Origin of the sequence: Arthrobacter sp. RAF14, from assembly GCF_052114185.1 — a bacterium.
Taxonomy (GTDB): Bacteria; Actinomycetota; Actinomycetes; order Actinomycetales; family Micrococcaceae; genus Arthrobacter_E.
Genome location: NZ_JBFREG010000002.1, coordinates 220,489 through 239,396, shown reverse-complemented (window position 1 = coordinate 239,396; position 18,908 = coordinate 220,489). Strand labels below are relative to the sequence as shown.

At 70.5% G+C, this 18,908-nt stretch carries 10 protein-coding genes; all 10 read left to right on the top strand.

Annotated features, from left to right (window positions below):
* Nucleotides 1–17 precede the first annotated feature (17 nt).
* Nucleotides 18–1,601 (top strand): DUF58 domain-containing protein, encoded by a 1,584-nt coding sequence (locus AB4Y75_RS08700; RefSeq protein ID WP_441435473.1) that lies wholly within the window; start codon nt 18–20, stop codon nt 1,599–1,601.
* A complete protein-coding gene (locus tag AB4Y75_RS08695) occupies nt 1,598–3,997 on the top strand; it encodes a transglutaminase family protein (RefSeq protein WP_441435472.1) in 2,400 nt (799 codons plus the stop codon). The genes AB4Y75_RS08700 and AB4Y75_RS08695 overlap by 4 nt, the downstream gene beginning before the upstream one ends.
* The gene (locus AB4Y75_RS08690) at nt 3,994–5,523 is read left to right on the top strand and encodes an RDD family protein (protein ID WP_441435471.1); all 1,530 of its coding nucleotides are present in this window, start codon (nt 3,994–3,996) and stop codon (nt 5,521–5,523) included. The genes AB4Y75_RS08695 and AB4Y75_RS08690 overlap by 4 nt, the downstream gene beginning before the upstream one ends.
* Nucleotides 5,520–6,410, top strand: coding sequence for a PP2C family protein-serine/threonine phosphatase (locus AB4Y75_RS08685; protein WP_441435470.1), 891 nt, complete (start codon nt 5,520–5,522; stop codon nt 6,408–6,410). The genes AB4Y75_RS08690 and AB4Y75_RS08685 overlap by 4 nt, the downstream gene beginning before the upstream one ends.
* A complete protein-coding gene (locus AB4Y75_RS08680) occupies nt 6,407–8,377 on the top strand; it encodes an FHA domain-containing protein (protein WP_441435469.1) in 1,971 nt (656 codons plus the stop codon). Before AB4Y75_RS08685 ends, AB4Y75_RS08680 begins: the two co-directional genes overlap by 4 nt.
* Complete coding sequence (locus AB4Y75_RS08675; RefSeq protein WP_441435468.1) at nt 8,374–10,248, top strand: serine/threonine-protein kinase; 1,875 nt, start codon at nt 8,374–8,376, stop codon at nt 10,246–10,248. The genes AB4Y75_RS08680 and AB4Y75_RS08675 overlap by 4 nt, the downstream gene beginning before the upstream one ends.
* A 76-nt stretch (nt 10,249–10,324) precedes the next feature.
* Nucleotides 10,325–11,029 (top strand): hypothetical protein, encoded by a 705-nt coding sequence (locus tag AB4Y75_RS08670; protein ID WP_441435770.1) that lies wholly within the window; start codon nt 10,325–10,327, stop codon nt 11,027–11,029.
* Nucleotides 11,026–15,465, top strand: coding sequence for an FtsK/SpoIIIE domain-containing protein (locus AB4Y75_RS08665; protein WP_441435467.1), 4,440 nt, complete (start codon nt 11,026–11,028; stop codon nt 15,463–15,465). Before AB4Y75_RS08670 ends, AB4Y75_RS08665 begins: the two co-directional genes overlap by 4 nt.
* A 221-nt stretch (nt 15,466–15,686) precedes the next feature.
* Complete coding sequence (gene ligA / locus AB4Y75_RS08660) at nt 15,687–17,978, top strand: NAD-dependent DNA ligase LigA (RefSeq protein ID WP_441435769.1); 2,292 nt, start codon at nt 15,687–15,689, stop codon at nt 17,976–17,978.
* Nucleotides 17,975–18,850, top strand: a complete 876-nt coding sequence (locus tag AB4Y75_RS08655) for an inositol monophosphatase family protein (RefSeq protein WP_441435466.1) — start codon at nt 17,975–17,977, stop codon at nt 18,848–18,850. Before ligA ends, AB4Y75_RS08655 begins: the two co-directional genes overlap by 4 nt.
* Nucleotides 18,851–18,908 lie beyond the last annotated feature (58 nt).

Genomic DNA, 18,908 nt, shown 5'->3' with positions numbered 1-18,908 from the left:
TTGAAGGCACAGCAGAGATGAGCGAGAACGCCCCCACATCGCGGCGCGCAGCGCGGGAGGCCCGGCGCGCCCAGGACCAGGGCGTCCCACCGGCCCCCGGGGAGGACCGGACCATCCGGAGGCCCGCCCCGGCGGCGGCTCCGGCACCCGTACCGCCGCAGCCTTCCGGCCCACCGGCGCAGTCCGGCGGCTCCGGGTCCTCGCCGTCGCAGCCGCCACGGCGCCGCCAGTCCAGGAAACAGCGTCCGGGGAAGACGCCCCGCCCGGCCAAGGCCCCTCGGCAAGGCCGGCCGTCGACCGGCGCCGACGGGAAGCAGGCTCCGCTTGCGGGCCTGAGGACCGCCACGGCCCGCCCGGTCTCCGTGCTCCGGCAGGCCTGGCGTGTGATCGTGGACGTCTGCGGTCCCGTGGTGGGCACGGTCCGTGATGTCCTGGTCCGCAGGGCCGGTCCCGTGGTCTCCATCGTCACCCCGCTCGGCTGGGTCTGCCTGGCCCTGGTCCTCTGCATGGCGTGGTTCGCCGTGTCGTTCGGCTGGCAGGAGGCCGCCGCGCTCGGCATCCTCCTGGGCGTCCTGCTGGTGGCGAGCTGCGCGTTCATCGTGGGCCGCTCCTCCTACAAAGTCACGCTGGACCTGACCCGGACCCGCGTCGCGGTGGGCGACAACGCCGTGGGCGGGATCTCTGTGGTCAACACGGCTCCCCGTCCCGTCATGCACTCCACCCTGGAACTTCCCGTGGGCCGTGCCGTGGCCAGCTTCCCGATCCCGCGGCTCCGTCCCCAGGAACTGCACGAGGACCTCTTCAGCATCCCCACGAACCGCCGTCAGGTCATCACGGTGGGCCCCGCCGTCTCGGTCCGTGCCGATCCGTTCCACCTCCTGAAGCGGCAGATCCGCTGGACCGAGCCCGTGGAGCTCTTCGTACACCCACGCACCGTGGCCCTGGGCAGTCCGGCCGCCGGCTTCATCCGTGACCTGGAAGGCATGACCACCAAGGAGCTGTCCAACACGGACGTGTCCTTCCACGCCCTGCGGGAGTACGCCCCGGGGGACGACCGCCGTCACATCCACTGGAAGACCGTGGCCCGCCTGGGCACGCTCATGGTCCGCCAGTTCGAGGAGACCCGGCGTGCGCACCTGGCGATCGCGCTTTCGGCCAATCTGGACGAGTACGCCAGCGAGCTCGAGTTCGAGCTGGCCATCTCCGTGGCCTGCTCCGTGGGACGCCAGGCCCTCGTGGAACAGCGCGAACTGGACATCCTGACCCAGCGGGGACCGTTCCGCTGCGCCACCGGACGCACCATGCTGGACGACGCCACCCGTCTCCAGAGCATGACCGGACGGCGCGACGCGGTGGACCTCGCCCGGCGCCTCGCCGACCGGGTTCCCAACGCCTCGGTGGTCTTCTTCGTGGTCGGCAGCCACGTCACCCCTGCCCAGCTGCGCTCCTGCGCAGCCTCCGTGCTTCCCGGCGTCCGCGCCATGGCCATCCGCATCCAGCCCGGGGCCGCGCCGTCCCGTGCCACCATCGCCGATCTGACGGTCCTCACCCTGGGCGGTCTCGACGATCTGGCTCTCGTCCTGCGAAAGGCGGTCGCATGACCACCGCGTCCACCACCCGCGTCACCGCAGGCAGAAGCCTCCCGGCCTGGCCGGACCTGGTCGACGCCGGGGCACTGTTCGTGCTGTTGGGGCTCGGTGTCCTCGGCCTGCACCTGAGCTATGGGGGAGACCCCCGCTACCTTCTGGCCGGTCTCGGCGGTGTGGCGCTGGGCCTCGGCGTCGCGGCTCTCAGCCACCGTCTCCAGATGGGCCTGCTGGCCACCGCGGGCTCCGGGGTCCTGGTGTACTTCCTCTTCGGCAGTGCTCTCGCCACCCCCACCCAGGCCCTGTTCGGGGTTCTGCCGAGCCTGGATTCCCTGCGGACGCTCCTGCTCGGAATCGTCTTCTCGTGGAAGGACATGCTGACCGTCGGCGTCCCGGTGGGCGTGGCGGACGGCATGCTGATCGTGCCATTCCTTGCCGGGCTGATCTGCGCCGTGGCGGCTGGTCTGCTGACCTGGCGGCTGCGCAGCGCGCTCTGGCCGCTCCTGCCCGTGCTCGCCCTGTTCGTGGTCGGAGTCGCCTTCAGCACCAACGCGAGTTTCCTGACGGTGCCGCGCGGCGCCGCGCTCGGCGTGGGAGCCCTCGTCTGGGCGTCCTGGCGCCGTTCCCGCCTGCGGGGCGCGGAGGCCAGGATCGTCGCCAAGGGCGCGGAGCACGACGCCGGCGCCGTCCGCCGGGCCCGGTTCAACCGCCTGGCGCTCGGCGCCGGGGTGCTGGCCGGGGCGGTGGTCGTCACGGCTCTGGCGTCCCCGGCGGTAACGGCGACCAGCGAGCGGCAGGTGCTGCGCGACGTCGTCGTGCCGCCGTTCGACCCGCGCAACTACATCACCCCGCTCGCGAGCTTCCGCACCATGGTCAAGGACCAGAAGGACAAGACGCTCTTCGAGGTCAAGGGCCTGCCCAAGGACGGCCGGGTGCGCCTGGCCGCCCTGGACAGCTACAACGGCACGGTCTACAACGTGGACCCGAACGGCACCGGTAACTTCAGCAAGGTGGGCGACGCCCGGGCGCTGAATCCGCAGGCGGCCACGGGCGACGGCACCTCCGACTACACGATCGACGTGACCGTGGGGGAGTACCAGGGGTACTTCGTGCCCGGCGGCACCCGGACAGTCGGATTCGACTTCCCGGTCTCGAGCGCGGCAGGCGGCGGTCTCTACTTCAACTCCGGTTCGGACACCGCCATCACCACGCTCGGGCTCGGCAAGGGCGATCACTACACCGTCCAGGTGCAGGTCCCGCCCACGCTCAGCCATGGCCAGCTGACCCAGTACCGTGTGGCGGCGGACTCGCTGCCGAAGCCGGACGGCGTTCCTCAGGCGCTGTCCCAGAAGGCGGACCAGATCGCCGGTGACGCGCCCACGGACATCGACCGCGTGCGCCAGATCGAGGCCTACTTCCGGACCAAGGGCGCGTTCAGCAACGGCCTGGTCTCGGAGGGCCAGGTGCCCAGCCTCTCCGGCCATGGCGCCGCGCGTCTGACCACCCTGTTCACCGCCAAGCAGATGCTCGGCGACGACGAACAGTACGCTTCGGCGATGGCGTTGATCTGCCGCCAGCTGGGCATGCCGGCCCGCGTGGTCATGGGCTTCTACCCGGATCCCAAGAGCCCGCAGAACGGCGGCGGCGACATCCAGATCAAGGGCAAGGACGTGCACGCCTGGGTGGAGGTCAATTTCGACCGCGTCGGCTGGGTCCCGTTCGATCCGACCCCGCCGAAGGACAACGTGCCGATCCCGCCGGATCCGGAGAAGAACTCCAAGCCCAAGCCGCAGGTGCTGCAGCCGCCGCCCCCGCCGCAGGAGCCGGCCGAGCTGCCGCCGGACTCCCAGCCGGAGGCGGCGGATGCAGACCAGAAGAAGAACGACTTCTGGTCCATCCTGGGTCCGATCCTGGCCACGATCGGCCTGGCGGCCATCCCGGTGCTGGTCCTGGCGCTGCCGCTGGTGCTGATCGCCATCCTCAAGGGACGGCGCCGGAAGAAGAGGGCGCTGGAAGGCCCTCCCGCTCAGCGTTTCTCGGGCGGCTGGAGCGAAGTGGTCAGCCTGGCCACGGACCTCGGGGCGCCCGTCGATCCGAAGGCCACCCGCCGCGAGACCTCGTCCCTGGTGGGCGAGGCCTTCCCGACGGCGGCGCCTGGAACGGTGCAGCTGGCCCAGCGGGCGGATGCCGCCGTGTTCGGTGCGGGGGAGCCTGCTGAGGAGGAAGTCCGGGCTTACTGGGAGAATGTGGACCAGTCCCTGTCGAGCATGACGGAAGGGATGGGCTTCTGGCGCCGCCAGCGGGCGAGGTTCTCGCCTCGTTCGCTGCTGGTGGAAGCACGCACGGTCCTGGAATCGGGTCCTCGGGGCCTCCTGGAGAAGGTACGACGCAGTAAAGGAGAAGGGCAATGAGCATCAACGTTGAACGCTGCCCCCAGTGTCAGCAACAGCTCACCCCCGGAGCGGGGTTCTGCCTCGCCTGCGGCACGTCCCTGAGCAACCGGGCGGCGCTGAGGAACGGCGTCCAGCATCCTCAGCAGCCCGGGTCGGCCCCCCAGGGCGGACCGTGGCAGTCCTCCAGCCCGGGGATCGTGGCGCAGCATCCCGACCAGGTGCCGGCCACCCGGCCGGTGGTCCGCGCCGGCGCCGCCAAACGGCTCTTCTCCAAGATGATCGACCTGGCGGTGCCCGGCATCATCGCGGGCGTCCTGCTCTCGGTGGGCACCGCCGCCCTGCTCAAGAACGGCCTGGCGGGCTCCGCCAATCTCGGCCCGAGCCAGGAGGACGTGGTCTTCGCGATCATCATGTCCGGCCTGGCCCTGCTGGTCTGGCTGGCCTATGTGGTGACCATGTGGATCATGGAGGCCCGGAGCGGGAATTCGCTCGGCAACGCGATCTTCGGGATCCGCACCACCGAGATGGAGGGCTACGCGCCGGGCGCCGGTGCGGTGTTCCTGCGCTGGCTGGTGCTGCTGGCCCCCAACATCCTCTTCGCCCTGGTCGGCGGCATCCTCGCCTTCTTCACCCCGGCCGGCGTGGTCCAGACCATCGGCAGCATCGGTTCGTTCCTCTCCTTCGCCTGGTTCGTGGTGGCGGGTCTCTCCAACGGCTGGGACCCGAACGAGCGCAAGCAGGGGTGGCATGACAAGATGGCCCGCACCCTGGTGTTCGACGTCCGTGCGGGCCGCAACCCCGTGACCACCGAGGGGATCGCGGGCATCCACAGCTACCCGACGCTGGACCTGCCGGCCGTCCGCCCGGTGGCGTCCCCGCTCGCGGCCCACGGCCAGAGCCAGCAAGCCCAGCCGGTGACGCCCGTCGTCGTGCCGCAGGCCGCTCCCTCGGCCCCGCAGCCGCAGGGCCGCGCGGTGCCGCCTGTGCCGCAGGCCCCGTTCCCCGTGCAGGTGGGGCAGCCGCATCAGGGTGGACAGCAGCAGTACGACCAGCAGCAGTACAACCAGCAGCAGTTCGGCCAGCCTCAGCAGTTCGCTCAGCCGCAGCCCTTCGGCGCGCCCCCGCAGCAGCAGTTCGCCCCGCCGGCGGCCCCCGCGGACCACGGCGAGACGATGCTCCGCGCCCACCTGCCCTCCGGCTCCGCAGGACAGCAGGACTCCCTGGTCCTCAGCTTCGACGACGGCGCGCGGATCCCGCTCGACGCCGGCGTCCTGATCGGCCGCAACCCGGCAGCCCGCGCCGGTGAGGATCAGCTGCGTCTGCTCTCGCTGGACGATCCCGGCCGGTCCATCTCGAAGACCCATCTGCTCGTGGTCCCGGCTTCCGGAGGCGCCTGGGTGACGGACCGCCAGTCGACCAACGGCAGCGGGGAGATGCTGGCCGATGGCACCCTGGTCCGCCTGGTGGCGGGCGAGGCGCGTTTCGTCCGTCCCGGGTCAACTGTGAAATTCGGGGACCGGACTTTTAAGCTGAGCACACCATGATCTCTGAAGTCCCCTCTGATTTCGCCTCGGCCCACGATGCCGGGCCCCTGACCCTGACCGCCGGTTTCGGCACGGACCGGGGCCTCCGCCGTGAGCTGAATGAGGATTCGCTCATTGCGCAGGACCCGGTGTTCGCGGTGGCCGACGGCATGGGCGGCCACGAGGCGGGGGAGATCGCCAGTGGCATCTGCGTCCGCACGCTCGCCCTGCGCCTGGCCACGCCGGAAGGCAACCGGGACGTGGACGTGACCCGTCTGCAGCAGGCTTTGCAGGAGGCCGATCTGGCCATCCGGCAGCAGGGATCCGGCCGCGCCGGGACCACCCTGAGCGGCGTCGCCGTGGTGGAGCAGAACCAGAAGCCGTACTGGCTGGTGTTCAACGTCGGGGATGCCCGCACGTACCGTCTCAGCCGTGGCGTGTTCGAACGGGTGACGGTGGACCACTCGGAAGTCCAGGAGCTGATCGACAACGGCTCAATCTCCGCCACTCAGGCTCTCCGGCATCCGCGCCGGCACGTGGTCACGCGGGCCCTCGGCAGCGGCGACGGCGGTGCACCGGACTACTGGCTGCTGCCCATCGAGGACGGCGACCGGGTCATGGTCTGTTCGGACGGCCTGACCGGTGAGGTGTCGGACGGGTTCATCCGCCAGATCCTGCAGAACACCTTCGACCCGCAGGAAGCCGCGGACGCCTTGATCCAGGCGGCGCTGCGCAACGGCGGACGCGACAATGTCAGCGTGGTGGTGGTGGACGCCTTCGCCCACGACGGCGAGCTGACCACCTCACCCCGCATCGAAGCGGAGACTGAGGACACACTGCCGCGGGAGCTCCTGGCGCTCCGCGAGGAGAACGCCGCGGAGCCCGCGGCGTCAGGGGAGGAAGAATGAACGCCAATCATTACCGGCAGGGCTCGTGGCTGTACGTCCTGCGTAACGGGATCGCGGTGGTGGTGTCCCCGGACGCCGGCACCGAGCGGATCCAGCAGCTGTGGGAGCTGCTGGGCCGGAACCCCTCGGTGGATCAGCTCCTCAACGAGGTCACCCGGTCGTTCGGCACCTCGGTCACCGGGCTGCCCGATTTCGCCGTGGTGGACCACCGGGACTCGCTGCGGGTCTTCCTGCGCGGCGATCTTCAGGTCCGCACCCTGGACGGCAGCGACCAGGAGGTTCACGGCCGGGGTGTGACCACGTGGAATGAGCGCACGCTCGCCTCGAGCGAGAGCTTCGAGATCCGCGCCGGTCAGCCGGACGAGGAGGACGAGGACCCGTGGATGCCCCTGGATGCCGGGGTCGTGACGGCCTCCGTGCTGGTGGTCGGCGACCTTCCCGCGGAGATCACGGACGAACTGGAGCTTTCCGCGCCGGCCCCCGAGGACACCGTGGAAGCGCCGCTTTTCGCCGCTCCCTCCGCGTCCTGGAACGCGCCGGAGGCCGCTGCGCCGTCCGTGCCGCTGGGCGGAGCCGCCTGGGATCCCTCCCAGGAGGCGGACGACGAGGAGGACGACGACGACGAGTCCGCCTCCTTCAGCCTGGACGGCCAGACGGACAGCCTGGCCACTGAGCTTCTGGGCGCCCGGGCGCCTCGCGAGGACTCGCAGGGGGACGCCGCTGCGGACGCCTCGGAGGCCGGCGGCCCCGAGGGCGCATCCGGTGAATCCGACGCATCCGGTGAGGATGACGATTCCGGCGCGAGCCGGTCCGGGCAGGACGGCGCCGCGCAGGACAACGGCGCTGGCGAGGACGCTGCGCAGGACGGAGCTGCACAGGACGACGACGCGCAGGACGAGGACGCTGACGGCGCCTCGGCCGCGCTGACTCCGTCGTCGGGCGACGCCGGGCAGCATTCCGGCGACGTCCCCGCGCACCACCACGATTCCGAGGCCCCCAACGATCTCACCACCACCTACGACCACCTCTGGGACCAGGCCGTTGAACCTGCCGCGGAGGAGCCGGTCGAGGAGACTCCCCGGGACGCGCCCGCCACGTCTCCGGCCACGACCTCTGCCGCGGCCCCGGCGGCGACTCCCGAAAGCACCTCCGGGACGTCCGGGGATGACGCGCCGGAATCGGCCCGGCACGACGAATCGCAGAACACCCTGCTGCCGTCCGCGGAATCCGACGATTCGCTGATCGATGAAGTGCCGTGGGCGCGAGCCGGGGGACCGGCTCCCGTGGCCCAGCCGCTCGCCGGGTCCGCGCGGATCCCGGCCCCGGCTCAGGCTCCCGGAGCCTCGGGGTCGGCGCCTCCGTTGCCGCCCGCGCCGCCGTCGTTCCCTCCGGCCGGGCCGCAGGGTGACGACCTGGACCATGACGGCCACACCGTGTTCCGCAGCGAGCTGCCCGGCGCCGCAGGACCGGGCGCACCGCAGGCCGCCCCGGCGGTCCCGCCGGCCAACGGCCCGAGGGTCCTGGCCCGGATGTGCCCGCGTGGTCACGCGAATCCGCCCACCCGCACCCACTGCATGAGCTGCGAGGAGGCGATCTCCGGTGACGCCGCGAGCGTGCCGCGCCCGGCGCTGGGCCGTCTGAGGCTGCCGAGCGGGGAGACCGTGCTCCTGGACCGCAATGTGATCCTGGGCCGGCAGCCGTCCGTCTCGCGGGTCTCCGGTGGGGACATGCCGCACCTGGTGCAGCTGGACAGCCCCAAGCGGGACATCTCCCGGTCGCATGCGGAGGTCCGGCTGGAAGGCTGGAACGTGGTGCTGTGCGATCTGAACTCGAGCAACGGCACGGTGCTCCTGCGTGAAGGCCAGTCCCCGCGCCGCCTCGGCCAGTCGGAGACGGCGCTCGTGCTGAGCGGCGACGTCGCCGAACTCGGTGATCAGGTCTACGTCGTCTTCGAGGATCTCCCGTGAGCCGTAAACGCCCCGCCGCCCCGCCGCCCCGGATCGACGGGTTCAACTACGTCCGCGTCCTCGGATCCGGTGGCTTCGCCGACGTCTACCTGTACCAGCAGGACAGGCCTCGCCGTCAGGTGGCCGTCAAGGTTCTGCACGCCGGCCTGAAGACCGAAGGCGCCCGCCGCGCCTTCGAGTCCGAGGCCAACCTGATGGCGCAGCTGTCCACGCACCCGTACATCGTCACGATCTACGAAGCGGACATCACGCCGGACGGGCACTCGTACCTGGCCATGGAGTACTGCTCCCGGCCCAGCCTCGACCTCCGCTACCGGAAGGAACGATTCCGGCTGCAGGAGGCCCTGGCCATCGGCATCCAGGTGGCCTCGGCCGTGGAGACGGCCCACCGGGCCGGCATCGCGCACCGGGACATCAAGCCGGCCAACATCCTGGTCACGGACTACAACCGGCCCGCGCTCACCGACTTCGGCATCTCCGGCATCATCGGCGGGGATCCGGAGGAGGACGGCAACGACGGCGCCATGTCCGTCCCGTGGTCCCCGCCGGAGAGCTTCGCCTCCAGCTCCACGGACGGTGTGCTGGTGGATGTCTGGGCACTCGGCGCGACCGTCTACACCCTGCTGGCAGGGCATTCGCCGTTCGCCGTCCCGGGCGCGGACAACTCCAATGCGGAGATGATCAACCGGATCAGCAACACGCCCCTGCCCCGGCTGGGGCGCGCCGATGTGCCGGAGGCCCTGCAGCTGGCACTGGCCACCGCCATGGCCAAGAATCCAGCGGCCCGGTACCCCTCGGCGTACGCCTTCGGCCTCGCGCTGCAGCGTATCCAGGCGGAACTGAGCCTGTCCGTCACCGCGTTCGAGGTGATGGGTGACCCCATCCAGGACGAGTCGCACTCGGACGAGGAAGTGGAGGCCACCCGGCTCCGCGGGATCTCGGTCATCGACCCGGACCTCTCCGGCGGCCGGACCGGCAACACGGGCACCTCGGGTGACGGGACGGCTCCGAACCGGACCACACCCAATTACACGGCGCCGAACCAGACGCTGCCCGAGGACCCCACCATGATGCGGTCCAGCGGAACGGCGTCCGGCATGTCCGGGCAGGGCACCGCCCCGTACGGCTACCACGGGGGCTCTCCCGCGGCGCCGTCGGGCGCCACCGCCGGCCCGGCGGCCTGGGAACGCACCCGGGAGGACGACGCCACGAGTGCCACGCTGCTCCGGGGCCGGCAGGAATCCGGCGCCACCGGTCAGCAGAACACCGGGCAGCAGCACCCGGGCCAGCAGCGCACCGGGCAGCAGCACCCGGGCCAGCAGCACACCGGGCAGCAATGGACCGGCTCGCCGTACCCGCAGGGCGAAGGCCAGACCGGCACCGGACCTGGTCAGGGCTCGGGAGGGAGCCGGACCAAGCTGTGGATCAGCGTGGTGGCCGGTGCCCTCCTGCTCGGAATCGCCGTCGTGCTGGTGGTGGTGCTGAACCAGGGCGGTAACCAGCCCCGGGTCCGTTCCACGGAGGGGACGAGCCCGTCCAACAGCTCCGGCACGGCCGGTGGGTCGACGGCGAAGCCGGTCGATCCGCTGGGCGACGGCACGGTGGCCGATGTGAAGAACCTCAGCGGCAGTCCGGACGGCGCTGGGAAGCTCTTCTTCTCGTGGACGAACCCGGATCCTCGTGACGGCGACACCTACAAGTGGCGCACCATCTCCGCCACCAAACAGGGCGAGTGGGTGAAGGCCGAACAGAACAATGTCCGGGTGAAGCCGACCGCGGGGCAACCGACGTGCATTCAGGTGATCGTGGTCCGGACGGATGGATCGAGTTCCACCGGCGATGCCGACTCGGCGAAGGTCTGCGTCCCCTGAGCGGGGCGGAGTGAACGTGCAGCGGGGGACTGAAAGCGTGAGGAGTGCAGGGATGAGTGAGCCGGAGCAGGAGCCCGTGAGGGAACTCTCCATCGACTATTGCGGGGAATGGTTCGAACCGATTCCCGACGAGGTGTTCGTGATCGGGCGCGAGGGCGACCTCGCCATCGATGACAACCCGTATCTGCACCGGCGTTTCCTGGAGGTGGCCCGGTACGACGGGATCTGGTGGCTGAGCAATGTGGGCACCATGATCTCGGCGACCATCGCGGACGGGTCCGGGGGCATGCAGGCCTGGCTCGCTCCGGGGGCCCGGATCCCGCTGGTGTTCGGGCTGACCACGGTGGTGTTCACCGCAGGGCCCACCACCTACGAGTTCTCGGTGCACCAGAACAGCCCGGCGTTCCGGCACCAGGCCAAGGACCCGGAGGCCGAAGGCGAGACGACCATCGGTCCGGTGGTCTTCACGGACTCCCAGAAGGCCATCATCGTGGCGCTCGCGGAGCCGATGCTGCGCCGCGAAGGCACGGGGTTCAGTGCCATCCCCAGTTCGGCCGAGGCGGCCCGCCGCCTCGGGTGGGCCCTCACGCGCTTCAACCGCAAGCTCGACAACGTGTGCGACAAGCTGGACCGCGTGGGCGTCGCCGGACTGCGGGGCGGCGGCGGCAAGCTCGCCATGAACCGCCGCGCGCGCCTCGTGGAACACGCCGTCACGTCACATCTGGTGACCGCCGCGGACCTGCCCCTGCTGGAACAGATGAAAGGTGAGGCCGGCGAGTGAAACTCCGCCTGACACTCCGACGCGGAGACCTCGAAAGCAAGGACCTGGCCGTCACCGTGGACGGCAGCGCCACCGTCTCCGACATCGCCCGGGAACTCTGGCTCGCCGACCCTGACCGGCCCAACCCGGCGGATCCCGGCCGGATGAGCCTCCTGGTGGAGGAGTCCTACGTGGGTGGCGCCATGCGGGGGCAGGTGCTCGACCCGGACGCGAAACTCCTCGAATCCGGTCTGAGGCCGGGTTCGGCCGTGTCCATCGCCCCGGTCAGCCAGGCCTTCGCGACGCATCAGCAGACGGGCGGCCCCGCCGTCGCGACCCTGCGCGTCCTGTCCGGGCCGGACGCCGGGCGGGAGTTCCCGCTGCCCTCCGGGACCAGCTACATCGGCCGCGGCCGGGACAGCGACATCCGGCTGAGCGACCCGCTCACCTCGAAGCGGCATGCCCGCATCCTGGTGGGGGAGACCGTCGAGGTGGTGGACACCAACTCGGCGAACGGGCTCCTGATGGACGGCCTGCCCGTCACGCGCGCGGTCCTGGGATCGTCGGACACCATCACCCTGGGCGACACGACCATCTCGGTCATCACAGTCCAGCGGAACCAGGCCGCCGTCGCCACGCAGCCGATGGTGGACTTCAACCGGTCGCCGCGCGTGGTGGCACGCTTCCCCGTGCGGAAGAAGGTGCCGCCCAAGGGCCCTCAGCCCCGGGAGAAGGAACCCTTCCCCATCCTCATGATGCTGCTGCCGCTGTTCATGGGTGCGGCGCTGTTCGCCATCACTCAGAACATCACCAGCGTGGTCTTCATGGCGCTCATGCCCCTGTTCGCCATCGGCCACTGGTGGGAGCAGAAGCGGCACTCCGGCAAGCGCTTCAAGGAGCAGCTGCGCCAGTTCCGCGAGGGCATGGACCAGTTCCGCTCGGAGATGACGGAGCTGCAGAAGGTCGAGCGTTCGGTCCGGCTCCAGGAGACCCCGTCCGTGGCGGACACGGTGGATGCGATCTACCGTCTGGGCCCCCTGCTCTGGACCCACCGCACCGAGCACCGCGGCTTCCTCTCCCTGCGCCTCGGGCTGGGCACGGCGCCGTCGCGCGTCGAGATCGAGGAGCCGCAGGACCGCGACACCGAGGCCGTTTACGCCCGGGAGATCCAGGAGGCGATCGCGTACTACTCCACGATCGACGGCGTCCCGCTCGTCTCCCAGCTCCGCCATTCCGGCTCGTTCGGGGTGGCCGGTGAGCGGAACGTGATGGACGACGTCGCGCGCGGCCTGGTCGTTCAGCTGGTGGGCCTGCACTCGCCCGCCGAAGTCGTGATCGCGGCCATGACCTCCACCCGATCCAAGGACCGCTGGGCCTGGCTCAAGTGGCTGCCGCACGTCGGCTCGGGCCACAGCCCCCTCTCCGGCGACCATCTGGCCGCCGGTCAGGCCGCCGGCACCGCCCTCCTGGAGCGCCTCGAAGCGCTCGTGGACGACCGTGCCGCCGGACGCAAGGAGCCGGTGCCGTCCCCGCGGGGCGAGCTCAAGGACGACCTGGTCGATCCGCCGGCCCCGGTCGTCCCCGAAGTGCTGGTCGTCGTGGAGGACGACGCGCCCGTGGACCGCGGCCGTCTGACCCGGTTGGTGGAGCGCGGCGCGGACACCGGCGTGCACATCATGTGGCTGGCCGCGGACGTCCAGTCGCTGCCCGCCGCCTGCCGTGACTTCATGGTGGTCGACGGCGGTCAGGGCGCCACCACCGGCCAGGTCCGGCTGGGACGGCACAGCTACCCCGTGAGCTGCGAGAGCGTCGATGAGGAGCTGGCGACTCAGCTGGCCCGCATGCTGACCTCCGTCGTCGACGTCGGACGTCCGCTGGAGGACGACTCGAACCTCCCGCGCAGCGTGAGTTTCGTGAACCTCCTGGGCCGCGATCTGCTGGACTCCGCCAACGCGGTGGGGGAGCGCTGGAAGGAGAACAACTCCATTCACGCCACGGCGATCCCCAACCGGAAGGACAACGGCACCCTGCGCGCCCTGGTGGGCTCCACGGGCTCCGAGCCGATGTTCCTGGACCTCAAGAACGAGGGGCCGCACGCCCTGGTGGGCGGCACCACCGGCGCCGGAAAGTCCGAGTTCCTCCAGTCCTGGATCATGGGCATGGCGTCCGCCTACAGCCCCGACCGGCTCAGCTTCCTGCTGGTGGACTACAAGGGCGGCAGCGCCTTCGCCGATTGTGTCCAGCTGCCGCACACCGTGGGCCTGGTCACCGACCTGTCGCCGCACCTGGTGCGGCGTGCCCTGACGTCGCTCCGGGCCGAGCTGCATTACCGCGAGCATCTCCTGAACCGGAAGAAGGCCAAGGACCTGCTGGCCATGCAGCGTGAGGCCGATCCGGACGCCCCGCCGTACCTGGTGATCATCGTCGACGAGTTCGCGGCCCTCGCCAACGAGATGCCGGAGTTCGTGGACGGCGTCGTGGACGTCGCAGCGCGTGGCCGTTCCCTCGGCGTGCACCTGATCCTGGCCACCCAGCAGCCGTCCGGCGTGATCCGGGGCAGCCTGCGGGCCAACACGAACCTCCGCGTCGCGCTGCGCATGGCGGACGAGGACGACGCCACGGACGTGATCGGCACGCCCCTGGCGGCCTACTTCGACCCGGCCATCCCGGGCCGTGCCGCGGCCAAGACCGGCCCCGGCCGGCTGCAGAGCTTCCAGACGGGCTACGCCGGCGGCTGGACCACGGAACGGCCGCCACGGCCCCAGATCGACATCGTGGAGATGAACTTCGGCGCCGGAGGGGTGTGGGAGGTGGACGCCGGGCTCCGTGAGCCGGAGCCGGAGCCCACGGGCCCGAACGATATCGCCCGGATGACGCAGACCATCAAGGCGGCCGCCGATCTGCTGGCGATCGAGCCGCCCCGCAAGCCGTGGCTGCCGGTGCTCCAGTCCGCCTACGACTTCTCGGAGCTGCAGGGCCCGCTCACCGATGAGGAGCTGCTGCTGGGCGTCGGGGACGACGCCGCGCACCAGAACCAGCCGCTCGTGTTCTACCGCCCGGACCGGGACGGCAACATGGCGATCTTCGGCACCGGTGGTTCCGGCAAGTCCTCGGCCCTGCGCAGCATCGCCGTGGCCGCCGCCGTGACGCCCCGCGGCGGCCCCGTGCACGTGTACGGTATCGACTGCGGTTCGGCCGGTCTGACGATGCTGGAGGTCCTGCCCCATGTGGGCGCGGTGATCGACGGCGACGACGAGGAGCGCGTGGGTCGTCTGCTCCGCTGGCTCCGGGACGTGACCGAAGAACGGGCGCGCCGCTACTCCGAGGTCAAGGCCTCCACGATCGTGGAGTACCGGCACCTCGCCGGAAGGCCGGAAGAACCCCGGATCTTCGTGCTGGTGGACGGCATCAGCGCCTTCCGTGACTCGTACGAGTACTCCAGCAGCGCCGGGATCTGGGAGATCTTCCTGCAGCTCGCCACGGACGGCCGTCCGCTCGGCATCCACCTGGTGGTGACCGGCGACCGGCCTGGCTCGGTGCCCACCGCGCTCCTGGCCTCCATTCAGAAGCGCCTGATCCTGCGTTTGTCCGCAGTGGACGACTACATCACCCTGGATGCCCCGAAGGACGTCCTGGACGCCACGTCCCCTCCGGGCCGCGGCATGCTGGACGGACTGGAAGTGCAGCTGGCCGTGCTAGGCGGCACCCCCAACCTGGCGCTTCAGGCCCGCGGGGTGCAGAAGCTCCGCGAGGCCATGCTGCGGCGCGGGATCCCACAGGCCCCCGGGATCCAGCGCCTGCCGGAGTCCGTGGAACTCGGCATCCTGCCGGTGGCGGGCCCGGGCATGGCGGCGTTCGGCGTGGACAACGAGACCCTCACCTCGTCCCAGGTGCCGTGCGAGGGCGCGCTCATGGTGTCCGGCCCTCCCGGTTCCGGCCGCACGACGGCCCTGGTCACCCTGGCCCACGCCTACAAGAAGGCCAATCCCGGCGGCACGGCCGTGTACCTCGGGTCGCGGCGCTCCGCCGTGGGCTCGCTGAAGGTCTGGGACAAGGCCTTCGTGGGGACCGACGACGTCGAGATGGGCGTGGATGAACTGCTCGAGTTCGCGCAGGTACGGCCGGGCAAGGTGGCCTTCTTCATCGAGGGCCTGACGGAGTTCACGGACTCGATGGCCGAGCCCGGCCTGGCCCGTCTGGTCACGGAGTCCGTGAAGTCGGGCCAGTGGGTGGTGGCCGAATCGGAGACCTCGACGTGGTCCTCCGCCTGGCAGCTGGCCCAGCCCTTCAAGTCCGGCCGCCGCGGCCTCCTGCTCAACCCGGGCGACATGGACGGCGACTCGCTCCTGAGCACGAGCCTCGGCCGGATCAAGGACCAGTTCATCCCGGGCCGCGGTTACGTCATCGCCCGCGGCAAGGTCCGCAAGGTCCAGGTGGCGCTGCCCCCGGAGGCCTAGCACCAGAGAACGCCAAGGCGGAGGGGACGGGAGACCCTGACAGCGCCGTTGTTGCGTGAGCACGCCCGCGCCCCATCGCAGACCGGAAGGTCCGCGATGGGGCGCGGGCGTTCGAGCGCAGGCGCCGAAGGGTCTCCCGTCCCCTCCGCACTTCACCCTCCTCCGATGTCAGTGCCGCGTGGCAGGATGGAGGGGTGAGCGAGAATCCCAAGGCACCCGTGATGAAAGACGACGTCGTGGAACCTTCCGAAGGCACCCCGGCGGAGGCCCTCCGCGAGGAGTACCAGATCCTGGCTGATGAGGTCCGCCGGTACCGGCACGCCTATTACCAGGAGGACGAGCCGCTCATCAGCGACGCGGAGTTCGACGAGCTGTATCTGCGCCTGGAGCGTTTCGAGGCGCTGCACCCCGAACTGGTGTCCAATGACTCGCCCACGCAGGAAGTGGGCGGCGAGGTGTCCTCGGCGTTCGCCGCCGTCGAGCATCTGAGCCGCATGTACAGCCTGGAGGACGTCTTCTCCCTGGAGGAGCTGACGGCATGGGTCGAGAAGACGCTAGCCAGCACGCAGACCCTCGGCCTGGCGACGCCGCGCTGGCTCACCGAGCTGAAGATCGACGGCCTGGCCGTGAACCTCCTGTACCGCGATGGCAAGCTGGTCCGTGCGGCCACTCGTGGCGACGGCACGACGGGTGAGGACATCACCCACAATGTGCTGACCATCAAGGAGATCCCGCGGGAGCTGTCCGGAACGGGTCATCCGGCCGAAGTGGAGATCCGGGGCGAGGTGTTCATTCCGTCGAAGGCGTTCGAGGAGTACAACGAGGTCCTGATCGCGGCGGGCAAGGCCCCGCTGGCCAACCCGCGCAACGCCGCTGCGGGATCGCTCCGGCAGAAGGACCCTGCGGAGACGGCCAAGCGTCCGCTGTCCATGTATGTGCACGGCATCGGCCGGCACGAGGGTCTCGACCTGAACTCCCAGTCGGAGTTCTACGCTCTCCTTCAGGAGTGGGGCCTGCCCACCAGCCCGTACTTCAAGGTGCTGGAGACCCTGGAGGAGGTGCTCGCGTTCATCGCCGAATACGGCGAGAAACGGCACAGCCTGATCCACGAGATCGACGGCATCGTGGTGAAGGTCGATCAGCTGGCCGTGCAGCGCCAGCTGGGCCACACGTCGCGGGTGCCGCGCTGGGCGGTGGCGTACAAGTACCCGCCCGAGGAGGTCCACACCAAGCTCCTGGACATCCGGGTCAACGTCGGCCGCACCGGACGAGTCACCCCGTACGGCGTGATGGAGCCGGTCAAGGTCGCCGGGTCCACCGTGGAGATGGCCACGCTGCACAACCAGGATGTGGTGAAGGCCAAGGGCGTCCTGATCGGGGACACCGTGGTGCTCCGGAAGGCCGGAGACGTGATCCCGGAGATCGTCGGACCGGTCCTGGCACTGCGGGATGGCACCGAGCACGCCTTCGTGATGCCGGAGACCTGCCCGTCCTGCGGGACCCCGCTCGCCCCGGGCAAGGAGGGCGACGTCGATCTCCGCTGCCCCAACGCACGGTCCTGCCCTGCCCAGCTCCGCCAGCGGGTGGCGCACCTGGCCGGCCGCGGAGCCTTCGACATCGAGGCCCTGGGCGACGAGGCCGCGCTGGCGCTGACCGCGGGGCCGGGTCCCGATCCGGCGGAGACCGGGGGACTGGTCCAGCCGACCGGGCCGGGGGTTCTGACGGACGAGTCCCGGGTGTTCGACCTGGCGTCGGAGACGGCGGGCGCCGACCTCCGCGCGGCCCTGGGCGAGGTGAAAGTGTGGCGGGAGAAGCGTGTGAAGGGCGCCGGCACCGGGGTGTGGGAGCTCAAGCCGTACTTCTGGACCCAGGGCACGGCGAAGACGCCGGCCGGACCGAGCGCCAACACCAAGAAGCTCTTCACCGAGCTGGAGAAAGCCAAGTCCCAGCCGCTGTGGCGCGTGCTCGTGGCGCTGTCCATCCGTCACGTGGGCCCCACCGCGAGCCGGGCACTGGCCACGGCCTTCGGCACCATGGATGCCATCCGGGCGGCCTCGGAGGAGGAACTGGCCAATGTGGACGGCGTGGGCCCCACCATCGCCGCCGCGGTCAAGGAATGGTTCGCGGAGGACTGGCACGTGAACATCGTGGAGGCCTGGGCCGCTTCCGGCGTCCGCATGGCCGACGAGGTGGACGAGTCCATGCCGAAGACGCTGGAGGGCTTGACCGTGGTGGTCACGGGCACGCTGCCCACCCTCAGCCGGGATCAGGCCAAGGAGGCCATCATCACCCGGGGCGGCAAGGCCGCGGGGTCGGTCTCCAAGAACACCTCGTACGTGGTGGCCGGCGAAGCCGCGGGTTCGAAACTGGAGAAAGCCGAGCAATTGGGCGTCCCCGTCCTCGACGAGGATGCATTCCTGCTCCTCCTGGAGAAGGGGCCCGCCGGACTGCCGGGAGGAGAGACCGAGCCTGAGGCTGCGGTCGCCGACGAAGCCGCGGAGAACGAGGCATGAGCGAGCCGCGGAATCCGGTCGGTGCGTCCGATGAGTCGCCTGCTACGGAAGAACTTCTGGCCATCGCCCTGGAGGCCGCCGCGGCCGGTGCGGCGGTGCTGTCCCGGCGCGCGACGCTGAGCCAGGAGGATGTGGCGAGCGGGGCGGACAACAAGTCGAGCGACAACGACTGGGTGACCGAGTACGACCGTCAGGCCGAAGACGCCGTGCGTGCCGTCATCACTCGGCACCGGCCCCATGACGTCATCACCGGCGAGGAACACGGCACCACGTCACCCGTCGAGGCGAGCGGGTACCGCTGGTCCATCGACCCCCTGGACGGCACCACGAATTTCATCCGCAACATCGTCTACTTCGCCACGAGCGTGGCCGTGGCGGCGCCGGACGGAAGCTGGGTGGCCGGCGTCGTCAATGCTCCCGCACTCCGGCGCGTGTACTGGGCGACGCGCGGCGGGGGTGCCTGGCTCCTGGACGAGGCGAGCGGGAACCCGGAGCCGCGTCGCCTCGCCGGCCCGCCCGAAGGCTCGCGTGGCCGCATCCTGGCCAGCGGATTCTCCTACGACGCCGGGGTGCGCGCCGAGCAGGCCGTGACCCTCGTCGATCTGATGGACGGTCTGGCGGACCTCCGGCGGCTCGGATCCGCCGCGCTGGACCTCTGTCTGGTGGCCGACGGAACGCACGACTGCTACGGCGAACGCGGCCTCAACGAGCACGACTGGGCCGCCGGTGCGCTGGTGGCCGAGGAAGCCGGGTGCTGGGTGCGGCGGCCGAATCTGCGGAGCCCCCTCGACGGCGGACCCGCGGACACCGAACGGCTCGAAGCGTGGACGTGCGCCGGAGCCCTCGAGGACGCGGCGCGGTTCCCTCTGTAGGGACGACGGCGGTCCAGCCCACGGTTCTGTTGTTCACCCACCGATGTTCTTGTGGGTG

What these genes read in the sequence shown, in the direction of transcription:
- AB4Y75_RS08700 (WP_441435473.1), top strand. Translation starts at nt 18, where the DNA reads ATGAGCGAGAACGCCCCCACATCGCGGCGCGCAGCGCGGGAGGCCCGG.
- AB4Y75_RS08695 (WP_441435472.1), top strand. Translation starts at nt 1,598, where the DNA reads ATGACCACCGCGTCCACCACCCGCGTCACCGCAGGCAGAAGCCTCCCG.
- AB4Y75_RS08690 (WP_441435471.1), top strand. Translation starts at nt 3,994, where the DNA reads ATGAGCATCAACGTTGAACGCTGCCCCCAGTGTCAGCAACAGCTCACC.
- AB4Y75_RS08685 (WP_441435470.1), top strand. Translation starts at nt 5,520, where the DNA reads ATGATCTCTGAAGTCCCCTCTGATTTCGCCTCGGCCCACGATGCCGGG.
- AB4Y75_RS08680 (WP_441435469.1), top strand. Translation starts at nt 6,407, where the DNA reads ATGAACGCCAATCATTACCGGCAGGGCTCGTGGCTGTACGTCCTGCGT.
- ligA (WP_441435769.1), top strand. Translation starts at nt 15,687, where the DNA reads ATGAAAGACGACGTCGTGGAACCTTCCGAAGGCACCCCGGCGGAGGCC.
- AB4Y75_RS08655 (WP_441435466.1), top strand. Translation starts at nt 17,975, where the DNA reads ATGAGCGAGCCGCGGAATCCGGTCGGTGCGTCCGATGAGTCGCCTGCT.